Genomic DNA, 16,241 nt, shown 5'->3' with positions numbered 1-16,241 from the left:
ACTTTCCTTACTTGTGCCTTGGTTGTTTTGCTCCGAACGGCCCCAAGGGCGCGTTCTTGATGGTGGCCTTGCCGCTGGGGTCCAATGTCACCTTTTTTTCGGCATCGTTCGAAAACCGCAGGGCAATCGGCTCATCCGCCAACACGTTCCCATCCGCATCCACATATTCGATCTCGAGGTCCCGCTTGATATTCAGCTCCGAAATCTTCATGGCGATATCAGCACCCGCAACGCTGAGCGGCCCGGCCAACTCCTTCTTGCTCGCCTTAAACTCCACCTTCCCCGGCACATGCACCTCGATATTCCCGCCCTCGAGCTTGATGTAGGCTCCTTGCGCAGTCAGCAGCACGTGCTTTTTCGGCGCCGACACCGCGACGGATTTGGTCACGCTCGCCACGGTTACCGTCTTGTCCGCCACGAGTGAAGTCGCCCCCGACTGGCTCTGACTGCTCACTTTCCCGCACCCCGCGTGCAGCTTCATGCCGACCTCCTGGTTCGGCTTGCTCTTGTTCCCCGCCTTCCCATAGGCGAACAGGCCGATTCCGCCGGCGACGACCGTCGCCGCATTGGCCTGCGCGACCAGATTGACGTCCTGCCCCGCGCTGATGATGGTGGTGGTGCCCGCAGCCAGGACGGCGTCGGCTGGCGTGGCGGCGACGATGCCGGCAGGGCTGGACAGTTGCAGTTGCGGCTCGCCGTAAGCCGGAGCATTGCCCTCCGTGCCCTGGATGACGTCAAGGCTGCGCGACATCTGCGCCAGCGCCGGCAGTGCGGAAGGATCGGCCTCGTCCTTGAGCCGCGCGTTGTGCTTGTGCGCCTGCGTCGCCAGGGATACTTGCAACTGCCCGCTCTCCTCGATCTGCGCGGCGGCCTCACGCGAATCGAGTTGGCCGCCATTGCCGCCATGCGACGACAGCAGCAGGCCCTGCCCGGCCCGTAGCGCGGCACTGTGCGCCGTCTTGAGTTCCGCACCGAAGCCTGCCGGCTGCAGGCGCTGGTTATCGCTCTGGTGCCGCAACTGGCCGAGGTTCAGCTCCGCTTCGCCGTCGTGGGCGCGTCCATGTCGCTGCAGGGCGACGCGCGGCTGGCCGGGGCTGTCGTCGAAGACGAGCTGGCTGTAGGCGCCGCTGCCGCCCTGGCTGTCCGCCATCGCTTGCGACTTGAGGCCCGACAGGACCGCGGGATGGGCATGGCCGCCCTCCTCGCCCGGAAACCAGGCCGGCGCATTCCCGGTCGCGCCGGCGGGGCCGTGGGCGGCCTGGTTGTGCTGGGCGTCGGGCTGGCCGCGCCCGTTGTAGAGGGCGCCGATGACGACCGGGCGGTCGATGTCGCCCTCCAGGAAATCGACCAGCACTTCCTGGCCGACGCGCGGCAGCATGTTGCTGCCCCAGTTGGCGCCGGCCAGCGGCGTGGCGACGCGCACCCAGGTGCCGGCGCGATCGTCGCCCGGCGCGCCCGTATGTCCCGCCTCGCAAGGGTGAGCGAGGCGGCTGTGGCTGGCGGCGCCGCGCTGCCAGTGGAACTGGACCTTGATGCGGTGGTCGCGGTCGGTGTGGATGGCCGCGCCCGGCGGGCCGACGACGATCGCCGTCTGCTGGCCGCGCACGGTCGGGCGCGGATGCAGCAGGCGGCCGTCGGCGTCGGTGCCGCTGCTGCGGTAAGGAACCGCGGCAGGCAGCGCATCGATCCGGTTGCGGTACAAGGGGCGCGTCTCGGACAGCCGGAATTCGCCGGCCGCAGCCGCTGCAACCCCGCCCTGCCCCAGCAGTTGTGCGACCCCGCCCAGCAGGTCGGCACCCAGGTTGTTGTGCATCAGGTGCACGGCCCGCGTGATCAGGAAGCGGCACCCATCGTCGACGCACGCATGACTGTGCAGACTGAACGTCGTACCGGGAACGAAGCTGCGCACGGTGCCGGCCGCGACGTGCACCTGCCGTCCTGCCTCGATCGCTTCGATCTGGTTGCTCGCGATGCGCTGCCCCTGCTCGCGGTCCTGCCAGGCATACACGCCGGGCGCATCGCGGCTGGCCAGCGGCGCCTCGGCATCGATGCCGGCCGCGCTCACCTGGCGCTGGCGCAGCGTGCGGTAGTCCCAGCTGCCCATCTCGACCGCGTTGGTCGCCATCCGCGATGCGGTGCGCCAGCGGTCGATGGCGTCGGCGCGCATGACGGCGCCCGGTTGGGTGAACGCCACCGCTGCCGCCGGATTCGGTTGAAAAGCGCCATTGTGGTCGGCAATGACCAGGGTGTGCCCGCCCAGCGCGGGCGTGTCCGGATCGCCGTCGTGCTCGAAAAAATAGAACAGCCCTTCCTCGTGCATCAGGCGTTCCGCGAAGGCCCAGTCGCTTTCCTGGTATTGGGTGCTCAAGCTGCGCCGCGGATAGACGCGGCTGTCGGCCAGGTCGAAGCGCCAGTCGGGCGCCAGCCTGCCGCGGCCGGCCCAGGAGCGGAACACGCTGTCGAGGATCTCGAGGACCGTCATGTCCTGGAAGATGCGGCTGTCCCGGCCCAGCGAGAGAAAGCGCGTCCAGGGTTCGAGGGTCAGGACGTAACGCGCGAAGCCGCCGTTCGCGCCCGTCAGCTCGGCTGCCGTGACGTAGCCATGGAAGGGGCGCAGGACGCCGGCGGTGGCGGTCAGCAGCTGCAGCAGCGCCGGTTGGCCGACCAGGCTTTTCAGCGGAAGATGCGCGTCCAGGCATAGCGCGTCGATGCGCAAGGCATAGCCGCGGCTGATGGCTTCCTCGCCGCGCACGCATTCGGCCAGCAAGTCCTTGCCCAGCGGCGTCGCCAGGCGCAGCAGGCGCGTGTCCTGGGTGTGACGCTTGAACGATGCAAGGAGTCCGGCGACATCGGCCTGCTCTGGCATTTCTTTCCCCTCGATGGACGTGAACCCAGCGATTACACGTCGAGATCGCGGTATTGCTCTTGAGGAAAATCAGTCAGCTTGCCTAGCCGCATGGGAAAGACGGGTACAAAAAAAGCGCTGCAGCGTTTGACGCGTGCAGCGCTTTTCATCGTATGAACGACAGGATTACTTGTTCAGGTCCCAGCCGCCAAACGCGTTCGGCAGCTGGCCGGCCGCCGTCGTCTCGTGGATGTCGCCCTTCAGGTTGGTCAGCACCACCGGCAGCGCGTTGCCGCCCAGCTCCAGGATGACCTGGCGGCAGGCGCCGCAGGGCGCGATCGGGCCGTCGGTCTGGCCGATCACGGCCAGCGCCGCGAAGTCGCCCGGCTTGTAGCCGTGGGCGATGGCCGAGAAGAACGCGGTGCGCTCGGCGCAGTTGCACAGGCCGTAGGAGGCGTTTTCGACGTTACAGCCGCGGAAGATGCGGCCGTCCTTGCATTCGAGGGCGGCGCCGACCTGGAACTTCGAATACGGCGTGTAGGCCAGTTCGCGTGCCGCCCTGGCTTCGGCAATCAGCTTGTCGTATTTCATACGGCTTCCGGACGAATGGTACGGTGGATCATCGGAGCCGGCGCGGCTTGCTCGGCGCCGACCCGGTAGGCGGCCTGCACCTGGCGCACGGCCTGCTCCGCCGCCTGCGCGCTGCGCGCGTGGACCATGGCCAGCGGCTGGCCGACTTCGATCCTGTCGCCGAGTTCGACGAGGCAGCTCAAGCCGACGGCGAAGTCGATTGCATCCTGCGGACGCACGCGTCCGCCGCCCAGCGCGACCACGGCCAGGCCCAGGCCGCGGGTGTCGACCGAGGTGGCGTAGCCGGCTTGCAGGCTTGGGGCCGGCACGATGACCGGGGCGGTTTCGAGGAAGGCGTCGGGCTTGTCCATCAGGCCGGCCGGGCCGCCCAGCGCGGTCACCATGCGCGCGAAGCGCTCGGCCGCTTCGCCGGAGTCGAGGGCCGCCTGCAGCTTGGCGCGGGCCTCGTTGTCGTTGGCGGCCAGGCCTGAAATCACCAGCATCTCGGCGCACAACGCCATCGTCACTTCGTGCAGGCGCGCCGGGCGCGCTTTACCCGTCAGGTAGTCGATGGCGACGCGCACCTCGAGCGCATTGCCGGCCGCATGGCACAGCGACTCGTCCATGCCCGTCAGGATGGCCGAGGTGCGGGTGCCGGCGCCGTTGCCGACGCTGACGATGCTTTCGGCCAGTTCGACCGATTTTTCATAGGTTGGCATGAAGGCGCCGCTGCCCACTTTCACGTCCATCACCAGGGCATCGAGGCCGGCCGACAGTTTTTTGGAGAGGATCGAGCCGGTGATCATCGCCACCGATTCGACGGTCGCCGTGGTGTCGCGGATGCTGTAGAAGCGCTTGTCGGCCGGCGCCAGCTGGGCGGTCTGGCCGATGATGGCCACGCCCACGTCCTTGACGACCTGGCGGAATTTCTCCGGGTCCGGCACCGTGCTGTAGCCCGGAATCGAATCGAATTTATCCAGCGTGCCGCCGGTGTGGCCCAGGCCGCGGCCCGAGATCATCGGGACGAAACCGCCGCAGGCGGCGATCATCGGCCCGAGCATGAGCGAGACCACGTCGCCGACGCCGCCGGTCGAGTGCTTGTCGACCACCGGGCCCGGCAGGTTGAGCGATTTCCACTCCATGACCTGGCCGGAGTCGCGCATCGCCAGCGTGAAGGCGACGCGTTCGTCCATCGTCATGTCGTTGAAGTAGACGGCCATCGCGAGGGCCGCGATCTGGCCTTCGGTGACGCTGCCGTCAGGGATGCCGCGCACGAAAAACTGGATTTCCTCGGCGCTCAGGATGCCGCCGTCGCGCTTCTTGCGGATGATTTCTTGGGGGAGGAACATGGGATGTTCGCCTCTCTACAATTCAAATATTCAAATGACGCGACCGTATCGGCCGCGTTGAAACGACGTAGGGTGGACGGCTCTGCCGTCCACGCGGTGATCGCTATCGGCTCCGGTTTCGTGCTCGAACCGGCATACGTCAACTATCACCGCGTGGACGGGGGACCCGTCCACCCTACCGGTCACCTTGCAAACGTGACCGTATTTTTTGAAGCGATCAAACGCCGTAAGGAATCCAGACGTTCTTGACCTGGCTCGCGTGCTGCAAGACCGTACGTCCGCAAGCCTGCTTCGCATCGAACCAGTCGCGGCCCTTGGCGCCGCCGACCCAGGTGCGCTTGAGGGTCTCGGACGAGAGACGCTCGACTTCGGCGCAACCTTGCGCCGAACCGTCGTGGCGCCAGACGGCATCGACGTCGCCGTGGGTCGCCAGCGTGCGCGCCAGCTCGTCGGCCGAGCCGGTGACGATGTTGAGCGCGCCGCCCGGCAGGTCGGAGGTGTCGAGCACCTGGTACAGGTCCGTTGCCGACAATGGGTGCGCTTCCGACGGCACCGCGACGACGCGGTTACCCAAGGCCAGCGCAGGCGCGACCAGCGAGATGAAGCCGAGCAGCGGATTCTCGTTCGGGCAGATCACGCCGATCACGCCGACCGGCTCGTTCAGCGCGACGGTGATGCCGTGCATCGGTGGCTGGTGGGCAGCGCCGTCGTACTTGTCGGCCCAGGCGGCCCAGTAGAACAGGCGCTCGATGGACGCGGCCACTTCGCGCTGCGGGTCGCGCACGCCGGTCATGGCGGCCAGGCGAGCAGCGAATTCCTCGGCGCGGATCGCCAGGTTCTCGGCGATGTAGTACAGCACTTGCGCGCGGTTGTGCGCGGTGGCCTTCGACCAGCCGGCAGCCTTGTGGGCGGCTTCCACGGCGTTGCGGATGTCCTTGCGATTACCCTCGCCGACGTCGGCCAGGAAGGTGCCGTCGGCGCCGTTGATCGCGCGGCTGTAGGCGCCGTCAGGGCGGGCCTGCTTGCCGCCGATGTAGAGCTTGGCAGTGCGGTCGACGGCGAAGGGGTTGCCGCCTTCGGCCTGGCGTACCTTGCCTTTTTCGGCCACGATCGGTGCGCTTGGGCGTGCATCTTCCGACAGCGGGGTCAGGTACTCGTACATGCCCTCCTTGCCGCCTTCGCGTCCAAAGCCGGACTCCTTGTAGCCGCCGAAACCGCAGGCCGCGTCGAACTGGTTCGCGGTGTTGATCCAGACCACGCCGGCCTTGATTTGCGGGGCAACGTCCAGCGCCAGCGAGATCGATTCCGACCAGACGCAGGCGGCCAGGCCATACACGGTGTTGTTTGCGAGTTGGACGGCTTCGCCCGGGGTGCGGAAGCTCATCGCCACCAGCACCGGCCCGAAGATTTCGGTCTGGGCGACAGCCGCCGAGGTCGAGGCGCCGGTGATCAGGGTCGGCAGGTACCAGGAGCCGGCGCTCGGTGCTTCGCAGCTTGGTTGCCAGATTTCGCAGCCCTCGGCGCGCGCCGCTTCCACCAGGCCGTGGATGCGCTGCTGCTGGACCGGGTCGACCAGGGCGCCGATGTCGTTCGATTTATCCAGTGGCGAGCCGACGCGCAGGTTCTGCATGCGCACTTTGACTTTGGCGATGAAGCGGTCGTACACCGACTCCTGCACCAGCAGGCGCGAGCCGGCGCAGCACACCTGCCCCTGGTTGAACCAGATCGAGTCGACCAGGCCTTCGACGGCCGCATCCAGGTCGGCGTCGTCGAAGACGATGAAGGGCGACTTGCCGCCCAGTTCCAGCGACAGCTTCTTGCCGCTGCCGGCCGTGGCCTTCCTGATGATGCGGCCGACTTCGGTGGAGCCGGTAAAGGCCAGCTTGTCGATGCCCGGGTGATTCACGATGGCTTCGCCCACGCGGCCGTCGCCGGTGACGATGTTGACCACGCCAGCGGGCACGCCGGCCTGCTGGCAGATCTCGGCGAACAGCAGCGCGGTCAAGGACGTGTATTCGGCCGGTTTAAACACGATGGTGTTGCCGGCGGCCAGCGCCGGCGCGATTTTCCATGCCAGCATCAGCACCGGGAAGTTCCACGGCACGATCTGGCCGACCACGCCCACGGCGCGGTAGTCGGCGAATTCTTCCGATTGCAGCTGGGCCCAGCCGGCATGGTGGTAGAAATGGCGTGCGGCCAGCGGCAAGTCGGCATCGCGGGTTTCGCGGATGGTCTTGCCGTTGTCCAGGGTCTCTAACACGGCGAACAGGCGCGCGTGGCGCTGCAGCAGGCGCGCGATCGCGTACATGACCTTGGCGCGGCCGTGGCCGCCCATGGCGACCCAGCCCGGCTGCGCGCGGCGCGCGGCTTCGACGGCGCGGTTGACGTCGTCGCTGGTCGCTTGCGTGACCTGCGCCAGTTCCGAGCCGTCGGCCGGGTTGTTCGAGGCGAAAGTCTCGGCGCCTTCGCTCCAGGCGTTGTCGATGAAGAGGCCGAAGCGGCGTCCATGCTGGTCCAGCCACGCCTGTGCTTCTTTGGTGCTCTCGGGTGCGGGGCCGTAATCCATGGTTTGCAAAATCTCGTTAATTGTTGGCATGACGAATCCGTTCGGTGTTTAAGGTTGCGCGTGGCGATGGGCGGCCGAGTAGGCACCGGTCACGTAGTGCTCGAGCTGGCGCTCGATGTCGGTCATCAGGCTCGATGCGCCGATGCGGAACAGGTGCGGTTGCAGCCAGTCGTTGCCCAGCTCTTCCTTCATGACGGTCAGGTATTGCAGCGCGGCCTTGGCGGTAGACACGCCGCCGGCCGGCTTGTAGCCGACCTGGAAGCCGGTCTGCTCGTAGTATTCGCGGATTGCGCGCACCATCACCAGCGACACCGGGATGGTGGCGTTGACGCCTTCCTTGCCGGTCGAGGTCTTGATGAAGTCGGCGCCGCCCATCATGCAGACCCACGAGGCTTTCGCCACGTTGTCCAGCGTGACCAGGTCGCCGGTGGCGAGGATGGCCTTGACGTGGGCGTCGCCGCAGGCGGCGCGGTAGGCCACCATCTCGTCGTACAGCGCCTGCCAGTTCCCGGTCAGCACGTGCTGGCGGGTGATGACGATGTCGATCTCGGTCGCGCCGGCGGCCACCGACAGTTCGATTTCGCGGATCTTGGTTTCCAGGCTCGACAGGCCGGCCGGGAAGGCGGTCGACACGGCGGCGATCGGCAGGCGGCCCTGCAGGATTTTCGCGGCCGGCTGGATCATCTCGTGGTACACGCAGACGGCGCCGGTGGTGAGCGACTCCAGGCCCAAGGCCTGCATCAGGTCGGCGCGCAGCGGGCGCATCGCCTTCATGCACAGACGCTCGACGCGGCCCGGCGTGTCGTCGCCGCCCAGGGTGGTCAGGTCCATGCACTGCACCGCGCGCACCAGCCAGGCGGCCTGGTATTCCTTCTTGACCGTGCGGCGGTTCGCCAGGCTGGCGGCGCGGCGGTCGGCCGCATTGCGGTTGACCTTGATGTGGTTCACCCAGCCGAGGTCGAGGCCGACGGCGGTGTTACGTTTGAAGTCCAGGTTCTGGGTCATAGCAGTGCGGTTCCGTTGGAAAGGGGTTTGACGCCGAGGTGCTTCGCGAGCGTGGCGCCGATGCTGGAAAAGGTCTCCGCGACCGGCAGTTCCTGCGGCGCGACCTGCGGGCCGAAGAAGATCATCGGGATGTGTTCGCGGGTGTGGTCCGAACCGGGCGCGGTCGGGTCGCAGCCATGGTCGGCGGTGATCACGACCAGGTCGCCATCCTGCAGTTTCGCCATGAATTCGGGCAGGCGCGCATCGAGCTCGTGGAGCGCGTTCGCGTAGCCGGCAACGTCGCGGCGATGGCCGAAGTGCATGTCGAAGTCGACGAAATTCACAAACGTGAGCGACTTCGACGGCGCGCTGTCGGCCACTTCGACCAGGCGGTCGAACAGGGCCATGTTGTCGGCACCCTTGATCAGCTGGGTCACGCCCTGGGCCGCGAAGATGTCGCTGATTTTACCGAGGGCGATGACTTCGCCGCCTTCGTTCTTGACGTGATCGAGCAGCGTCGGGCCTGTGGGCGGCACGGCGTAGTCGTGGCGGTTCGCGGTGCGCTTGTACTTGCCGTTTGCGCCCAGGAAGGGACGCGCGATCACGCGGCCGATGTTGTAGGGCTTGACCAGCTCATAGGCCGCTTCGCAGACTTCATACAGGCGCTCCAGGCCGAAATGCTCTTCGTGGGCCGCGATCTGCAGCACGGAGTCGGCCGAGGTGTAGAGGATCGGCTTGCCGCTGGCGACATGCTCGTCGCCGAGTTCGTCGATGATGGTGGTGCCCGAGGCGTGGCAGTTGCCGAGCCAGCCCGGCACGCCGGTCAGCTCTTGCAGTTTATCCGTCAGCTCTTGCGGGAACGACGGCACCGTCTTCGGAAAGTAGCCCCAGTCGAACAGCACCGGCACGCCGGCGATTTCCCAGTGGCCGCTCTGCGTGTCCTTGCCGGTCGACTGTTCCCTCGCGACGCCCCAGGCGCCGGTAAAGCCCTCGCGTTGCGTAAAACCGGCGGCCCATTCGCCGCTGGCCTTGTGGGCGGCGGCGGCCAGGCCCAGGCGCTCGAGGTTGGGCAGCGACATCGGCTTGCCTTCGTTCGCCGCCCACTTGGCGATGTGGCCGAAGGTGTTGGCGCCGGCATCGCCGTATTTGTCGGCATCGGGCAGCGCGCCCAGGCCGAAGGAATCGAGCAGGAGAATGAATGCGCGCGACATGAAGTCCTCTATCGATTAGGCCGCAGCCGGGTTTTTAACAACTGGGATGGAACCCAGGCGCTCGGTGAACGAGTGGATCAGGGTAACGAGGTCCTTGGCGGCGATCGCCGCGTACTTCAGGGTCTGCTCGTGCGAGAGCGGGAACGGGGTCAGGCCTTCGGCCAGGTTCGTGATGGCCGAGATGCCGACCACTTTCAGGCCGCAGTGGCGTGCCGAGATCACTTCCGGCACCACCGACATGCCGACCACGTCGGCGCCGAGCGTGCGGAAGGCGCGGATTTCGGCGGCGGTCTCGAAGTTCGGGCCCGGGGCGGCCAGGTAGACGCCTTCGGCCACGGTGATGCCTTTGTCTGCCGCGGTGGCTTTCACCAGTTCGCGCAGTTCGCTGTCGTAGGCATTGGCCATGCTGAAGAAACGCGGGCCGAAGCGGTCGTCGTTCGGGCCGGCCATCGGGCTGCCCGGCAGCAGGTTGATGTGATCGCTCAGGACGACGACGCTGCCGGCGTCGACTTCCGCGCGCAGCGAGCCGGCCGCATTCGTCACCAGCAGCATCTCGCAGCCGAGCAGTTTGAAGGTGCGCACGGCCGAAGTCATGACGGCGGCGCCATAGCCCTCATAAAAATGGCCGCGCCCCTTCATGCACACGACCGGCACGCCGGCCAGGGTGCCCAGCACCAGTTCGCCCGCGTGGCCGTGCACGGTGCTGATCGGGAAGCCCGGCAGTTCGCTGTAGCTGATCGAGACCGCGTCCGTCATCTGCTCGGCCAGGACGCCGAGGCCGGAGCCGAGGATCATCGCCACGCGTGGCTCGAACCCGGGCTTGCGGGCACGGATGATGTCGGCGGCTTCGAATGGGGTATTGCTGGACATGGGCTTTCCTTCTGTTGAATCTGGTCGATGAATGTGAGCGATGAATGCGGCCGGTAATGCGTCGATGCAGGGCGGTCGTGCGGACTGTCGGGGAGCGGCCGGGGGCGCGGGAGTCGGGCACCGGGCGTGGACAGATGCGCCAAAAATTCTTCTAACTATGCATTATCCCGGATATGTATGGCAAATACCATTTCTCTTGCTCATTTATATGACTGGCAAATAAATCGGCGTAGATTGGCGTGGTGCTCCGTTGGGCGATCGCGACAGTCTGGCCAGGGTGACAATGGACCGATGAATATCCGTTGACCACCTCCAAACATTTGTCTACCATTGACAAACATTTGTTGAATAGTGCCCGACCGTGACTGAACTCTCGAAAAAAGAACAGTTGTACGAGCTGATCCGCGCCAATCCTTTTATTGCGCAGCAGGAGCTCGCCGCCGAACTCGGCTTGTCGCGCTCGGCCGTGGCCGGCCATATCGCTGCCTTGGTGCGCGAACGCCGCCTGCTCGGGCGCGCCTATGTGCTGCCGGACCAGCGCCCGATCCTGTGCGTGGGCGCGGCCAACATCGACCGCAAGCTGCGCGCGAGCGGCCCGCTCCTGATGGGTACCTCGAACCCGGCAAGCGGCACCGAATCCTTCGGCGGCGTCGCCCGCAACATCGCGGAGAACCTGGCGCGCATGGGCGCGGCGGTGGCGCTCATCACGGCGGTCGGGGACGATTCCTCGGGACGCGCCCTGCTCGCCCACGCCGAGAGCGCCGGCATCGACACCCGCGGCTGCCTGAGGCTGGACGGCGCCGGCAGCGGCACCTATACGGCGGTGCTCGACGCCGACGGCCAGATGATGGTGGCGCTGGCCGACATGGCCCTCTACGACCGCATCACCCCGGCCTTCCTCGACACGCGCCAGCAGCAGCGCGCCGGCGCCTCGCTGATCGTGGCCGACCTGAACCTGTCCCTGGAGGCCATCGCCACCCTCCAGCGCGACGCTGCGCAGGAGGGTATCGCGGTGGTGCTGGTCGCAGTGTCGGAGCCGAAGATGAACCACCTGCCGCATTCGCTCGAAGGCGTGCGCCTCCTGATCCTCAACGCGGGCGAACTCGGCGCGCGGGTCGGCCGCACCCTGGACAACGACGCCGACCTGGCGGCAGCCTGCCGCGAGGTCCAGGCGCAAGGAGCCCTGGACGTGATCGTCACCCTCGGCGCGCGCGGCGTGCTGTTCACCTGCCCGGGCGGTGTCGAGCACCTGGCCGCGCCCGATGCCGAAGTGGTCGACGTGACCGGCGCCGGCGATTCCTTCGCCGCCGCGGTCTGCCTGTCGCTGCAAGGCGGCGGCAACGACCTGGCGCTGGCCTGCCGCCGCGGCCTGCAGCTGGCCGCGCTGACCATCGCCTGCCGCGAGACGGTCTGCCCGCAACTGGCGCCGGACACCTTCGGCGCCCTCATCCCGGATTAACCTGACTGGCCTATTGACTGGCTTATTGACTGGACCATCATGCAATCGTTCCTGCTGTTTTCCCCTGAAGTCGCCGCCGCCCGCAATGCCGGGCTGCCCATCGTCGCCCTCGAGTCGACCATCATTTCGCACGGCATGCCCTACCCGCAGAACGTGCGGACCGCGCGCGAAGTCGAGCAGATCATCCGCGACGCCGGCGCGGTGCCGGCGACGATCGCCATCATCGGCGGCAAGATCTGCATCGGGCTGTCGGAAGACCAGCTCGAGCAGCTGGGCACGGCGCCGGACGCCATCAAGGTGAGCCGGCGCGACCTGGCCTATGTGCTGTCGCAGCGCCTGCTGGGCGCGACCACCGTGGCCGCGACCATGATCTGCGCGCAACTGGCCGGCATCGAAGTGTTCGTCACCGGCGGCATCGGCGGCGTGCACCGCGGCGCCGAAACCAGCTTCGACATCTCGGCCGACCTGCAGGAGCTGGCCCAGACCAGCGTGGCCGTCGTCTGCGCCGGCGTCAAATCCATCCTCGACATCGGCCTGACGCTCGAATACCTGGAAACGCAGGGCGTGCCGGTGATCAGCGTCGGCCAGCCGGGCTTCCCGGCCTTTTTCACGCGCGAGTCCGGCTTCAAGGCCGACTTCCAGCTCGACGCTGCGTCCGACCAGGCGAACTTCATCCGCACCAAATGGCAGCTCGGCATGGCGGGCGGCGTGGTGGTCAGCAACCCGGTGCCGGAGCAATCGGCGATGCCGAAGGACGAGATCGACCGCATCACCGAACAGGCCCTGGGGGAAGCGGCGCAGCAGGGCGTGACGGGCAAGCAGGTCACGCCCTTCCTGCTCGCGCGCATCAAGGAACTGACCGAGGGCCGCAGCCTGGCCACCAACATCGCGCTGGTCAAGCACAACGCCCTGGTCGGCTCGCGCCTGGCCGTGGCGCTCAATGCCCATCCTGCCCACGCTGCCTGAAGCGCGCCCCATGTCGATCGACCTGAAACAACTGAAGTACTTTCTCGCCGTGGCCGAGGAAAAGAGTTTCAGCCGCGCCGCCGAGCGGCTGCACATCTCGCAGCCGCCGCTCTCGCAGCAGATCATGAAGCTCGAATCCGAACTCGGGGTGCGCCTGTTCGCGCGCACCACGCGCAGCTTCGAGCTGACCGTGGCCGGCAAGGCGCTGATGGCGGAAGCTTCCGAGCTGCTGGGGCGCATGCGCATGACGATCGACACCATCCGCCAGATCGACCGCGGCGAGGTCGGGCGCCTGCGCGTGGGCATCGTCGGTTCCGCCATGTGGGGCCCGATCCCGAGCCTGCTCGAGCGCTTCCAGACCGAGTTCCCGCGCGTGACCTGGACCCTGCACGAACTCGGCCCCGACCAGCAGTTCGAGGCGCTGCGCTCGAAGCAGATCGACGTCGGCTTCTGGCGCGAGCCGCGCCTGGAAGACGAGGAACTGAAGGCGGCCAGCCTGCGCCAGGAACTCTGCTTTCGCGAGCACGTCTGCGTGGCCGTCCACAAGGAGCACGCGCTGGCGCGGCGCGATGCGATCGAGCTGATCGACATCGCCAACGAGCCGATGCTGACCCTGCACCTGAACCAGTCGGCCGAACCGCGTTACCTGATCCAGTGCTGCGTGAATGCCGGCTTCCAGCCGGCCATCTTCCAGGAAGCGGCCGAGCCGCAAACCCTGCTGGCGATGGTGGGCGCCGGCCTGGGCGTAGCCCTGATGCCGGAGACGACCAGCCGCATCGGCTGGCCGGGCGTGGTGTTTTTGCCGATCAGGACCAATCCGCCGTCGGCGAATCTGTACATCACGTACACCAGCCAGGACGACGCGCCGGTGGTGCGGGCGTTCTTGAAGATCCTGAAGCCGGACGGGGCTTGAGGTCAACGATGTATCGAAGGGGCGTAGGGTGGGCGGCTCCACCCGGATATTTGCCTGCTTGCGGCCGGGACGCCGCCCACGCGTTCAACCGGCCTCAAAAACTTCGCGTCATTTCAACCATGCGTTGAACGCGTGAGCGGCGCTCATGCCGCATTGAACCGCGCGCCCGGGTGGAGCCGCCCACCCTACGTGTCAGTGGGTAGCCCCACCCGCCAACGCGACATCCTGCCCCCCGCGCACCGCCACTTCCACCGCCACCCGCAGCCCCTCGACAATCTCCGCCAGCGCCATCGACGGCGCGCCCTGGATGGCCGCCGCCTGCTCCGGCAGGTAAGGCACGTGAATGAACCCGCCCCGCATCGCGCTGCCGTCGATGTGGTGCATCAAGCCATAAAACACGTGGTTGCACACGAAGGTGCCGGCCGTCTGCGACACCGAGGCGGCCAGGCCGCGCTCGCGCATGGCGGCGACGATTGCCTTCACCGGCAGCGTCGCGAAATACGCCGCCGGCGCGCCGGCAACGATCGGTGCGTCGACCGGCTGCTGGCGGTCGTTATCGAGGATCGGCGCGTCGTCGATATTGATCGCTACCCGCTCCACCGTGAGGTCGGCGCGCCCGCCGGCCTGGCCGACGCAGATCACGACATCCGGCTTCATCTCGTCGATCGCGCCGCGCAGCACGCGGTTGGCGAAGCCGAATACGCAGGGCAGCTGCAGCACTTCCACGAAAAAGTCCTCGCCGCTCCAGCCCTTGAGCGCACGCACCGCTTCCCAGGCCGGGTTGATGGTCGCCCCATTGAAGGGCTCGAATCCAGTGAGCAGCACAGTTTTTTTCATGGCGATCGCTTGGTCAGGAAAAGTGCATCAGGAAGTAGAGAAGGACGATGTTGGCCGCCAGCAGCGGCAGCGCCGTCGGGATTTGCGCCTTGATCACGGCGTTTTTGTCAGGCAACTCCAGCAAGGCCGCGGGGACGATATTAAAGTTCGCTGCCATCGGCGTCATTAAGGTACCGCAATACGCACTGAACATTCCGATGGCAGCCATCACCGCCGGATTGGCATCGTACTGCCCCACCAGGATCGGCACGCCGATGCCGCTCGCAATCACGGGGAAGGCGGCAAAGCCATTGCCCATGATGATCGTGAACAGCGCCATGCCGATGCAGTACAGCGCCACGGCCGCGAAGCGCGAGTCGACGGCGAACCAGGTCGTCGTTACCTGGGCCACGGCCTTGCCGACCCCGGCTTCGGTAAATAATAGCCCGAGCACGGCCAGCAGGTGCGGCAGCGTTACTGCCCAGCTCATGGCGTCGACCAGGCGCCGTCCTTCGCGCAGGCCCTGCAGCGGGCTGGCGCGGGTCAGCCAGCAGGCCGCGCCGATGGCCAGCAGCGCGCCCATGCCGAGGCTGGCGAGCGTCAGGTGCGCCTTGTCGAACAGCGCCCATTCGCCGATCCGCACGTCCTTGAGCAGCGTGGCGCCGAGCACCGTGACGACCGGGATCACCAGGGCCGGCAGGAACAGGCGGTTGCCCAGGCGCGCGGCGCTGGCGCGGCGGGTGTCCGCGTCGAGCGTGCCGTGCTTGCCCGGCTTGACGAAGCCGCAGCCGGCCAGCAGCGCCATCGCGATCATGATGGCGCCGGCCAGCGCCGGGGCCATGACATCGCCGCCGAGATAGACCGTGGCATACAGCCCCCAGAACAGGCTGGACGTCACGCGGCGCGGGTGGTCGCGGTCGAGGACGGTCAGCAGCGCGACGAAGGCCAGCAGCAGGCCGACCAGCACGTACAACAATTCGAGCGAAAAAATCATGCGCCCGCCCCTTCGCGGCGGATCGCGGCGTCCAGGCGGCGCAGGTTCCAGCTGTGGATGATGAAGGCGCACACCGCGGTCGGGATGCCCCACAGCGCCATGTGCAGCGGATCGACTTCGATGCCCTCGGCGCGCAGGATGGTCTGCATCAGCACGATCGCGCCGAAGGCCACGAAAATGTCCTCGCCGAAGAACAGGCCGACGTTGTCGGTGGCCGCCGCCATCGCGCGGATGCGGTAGCGCAGGCGGTCGGACAGCTTGCCGATGCGCGCCTCGGCCGCCCCTTCGGCCAGCGGCGCCACCAGCGGGCGCACCATCGACGGCTGCCCGCCGAGGCTGGTGAGGCCGGCGGCGGCCGAGATCTCGCGCAGGAACAGGTAGACGATCAACAGGCGCCCGCTGGTGGCCGAGCGGATCTTCGCGATGCTGGCCATGGCGTGCTCTTTCAGGCCGTAGCGCTCGAGCAGGCCGACCGCCACCAGCGGCAGCAGCAGCACCAGCGGCAGGTTGCGGGTCTTGAGGAAGGCCGTGCCGAGCGACTCGAGCACGTGCATGAAGGGCATCGCCGCCGCGGCGCCGGTCACGCCGCAGGCGGCGACCACGACCAGCACGGGATTGGCGCGCAGCAGGAAGCCGGCGGCGATGACGGCCACGCCCAGCAGCGGCCACAGGTTGACGGCAGTTTGCATGCGGTGTCT

13 protein-coding genes are annotated in these 16,241 nt (G+C 67.2%); 3 read left to right on the top strand and 10 right to left on the bottom strand.

The annotated features are described in order from the left end of the window. Positions 1 to 7: 7 nt before the first annotated feature. From ACFPAH_RS13845 to xapA, 7 genes are all read right to left on the bottom strand, one after another. Positions 8 to 2,866, bottom strand: a complete 2,859-nt coding sequence (locus ACFPAH_RS13845) for a type VI secretion system Vgr family protein (RefSeq protein ID WP_379746312.1) — start codon at positions 2,864 to 2,866, stop codon at positions 8 to 10. Between the two features lie 165 nt (positions 2,867 to 3,031). Continuing rightward, positions 3,032 to 3,436 carry a cytidine deaminase gene (locus ACFPAH_RS13840; protein ID WP_379746309.1) on the bottom strand — a complete coding sequence of 135 codons (405 nt, stop codon included), beginning with the start codon at positions 3,434 to 3,436 and terminating at the stop codon, positions 3,032 to 3,034. Next, on the bottom strand, positions 3,433 to 4,764 hold the full coding sequence (deoA, locus tag ACFPAH_RS13835; RefSeq protein WP_379746306.1) for a thymidine phosphorylase: 1,332 nt from the start codon (positions 4,762 to 4,764) through the stop codon (positions 3,433 to 3,435). The genes ACFPAH_RS13840 and deoA overlap by 4 nt, the downstream gene beginning before the upstream one ends. A 217-nt stretch (positions 4,765 to 4,981) precedes the next feature. Then, positions 4,982 to 7,360: an aldehyde dehydrogenase family protein gene (locus ACFPAH_RS13830; RefSeq protein ID WP_379746303.1), complete on the bottom strand. Its 2,379-nt coding sequence runs from the start codon at positions 7,358 to 7,360 to the stop codon at positions 4,982 to 4,984. Between the two features lie 18 nt (positions 7,361 to 7,378). Further along, positions 7,379 to 8,335, bottom strand: coding sequence for a deoxyribose-phosphate aldolase (gene deoC, locus ACFPAH_RS13825; protein ID WP_379746300.1), 957 nt, complete (start codon positions 8,333 to 8,335; stop codon positions 7,379 to 7,381). Further along, positions 8,332 to 9,525 (bottom strand): phosphopentomutase, encoded by a 1,194-nt coding sequence (locus tag ACFPAH_RS13820; protein WP_379746297.1) that lies wholly within the window; start codon positions 9,523 to 9,525, stop codon positions 8,332 to 8,334. Before ACFPAH_RS13820 ends, deoC begins: the two co-directional genes overlap by 4 nt. Positions 9,526 to 9,540: 15 nt before the next feature. After that, positions 9,541 to 10,395: a xanthosine phosphorylase gene (xapA, locus tag ACFPAH_RS13815; RefSeq protein ID WP_379746294.1), complete on the bottom strand. Its 855-nt coding sequence runs from the start codon at positions 10,393 to 10,395 to the stop codon at positions 9,541 to 9,543. Positions 10,396 to 10,756: 361 nt separating this feature from the next. On the opposite strand from xapA, the gene ACFPAH_RS13810 reads away from it, so the two are divergent. Genes ACFPAH_RS13810 through ACFPAH_RS13800 form a run of 3 tightly spaced genes read left to right on the top strand, consistent with a single transcriptional unit; the run spans position 10,757 to position 13,733 of the window. Further along, complete coding sequence (locus ACFPAH_RS13810) at positions 10,757 to 11,854, top strand: carbohydrate kinase (protein WP_379746291.1); 1,098 nt, start codon at positions 10,757 to 10,759, stop codon at positions 11,852 to 11,854. Between the two features lie 39 nt (positions 11,855 to 11,893). Next, complete coding sequence (locus ACFPAH_RS13805) at positions 11,894 to 12,820, top strand: pseudouridine-5'-phosphate glycosidase (RefSeq protein ID WP_379746288.1); 927 nt, start codon at positions 11,894 to 11,896, stop codon at positions 12,818 to 12,820. Positions 12,821 to 12,830: 10 nt separating this feature from the next. Then, positions 12,831 to 13,733: a LysR family transcriptional regulator gene (locus ACFPAH_RS13800; RefSeq protein WP_379746531.1), complete on the top strand. Its 903-nt coding sequence runs from the start codon at positions 12,831 to 12,833 to the stop codon at positions 13,731 to 13,733. Between the two features lie 192 nt (positions 13,734 to 13,925). On the opposite strand, the gene pcp is transcribed toward ACFPAH_RS13800, so the two are convergent. From pcp to ACFPAH_RS13785, 3 genes are read right to left on the bottom strand one after another with little or no spacing between them, the layout of a single operon-like run. After that, positions 13,926 to 14,570 carry a pyroglutamyl-peptidase I gene (pcp, locus tag ACFPAH_RS13795; RefSeq protein ID WP_379746285.1) on the bottom strand — a complete coding sequence of 215 codons (645 nt, stop codon included), beginning with the start codon at positions 14,568 to 14,570 and terminating at the stop codon, positions 13,926 to 13,928. A gap of 13 nt (positions 14,571 to 14,583) precedes the next feature. Then, positions 14,584 to 15,543, bottom strand: a complete 960-nt coding sequence (locus ACFPAH_RS13790; protein ID WP_379746282.1) for a DUF979 domain-containing protein — start codon at positions 15,541 to 15,543, stop codon at positions 14,584 to 14,586. Beyond that, on the bottom strand, positions 15,540 to 16,232 hold the full coding sequence (locus ACFPAH_RS13785) for a DUF969 domain-containing protein (RefSeq protein WP_379746279.1): 693 nt from the start codon (positions 16,230 to 16,232) through the stop codon (positions 15,540 to 15,542). The genes ACFPAH_RS13790 and ACFPAH_RS13785 overlap by 4 nt, the downstream gene beginning before the upstream one ends. Positions 16,233 to 16,241: the final 9 nt, after the last annotated feature.

This window comes from Massilia sp. GCM10023247 (assembly GCF_042653325.1).
GTDB lineage: Bacteria > Pseudomonadota > Gammaproteobacteria > Burkholderiales > Burkholderiaceae_D > Telluria.
This window is presented reverse-complemented; position numbering and strand designations above follow the sequence as displayed.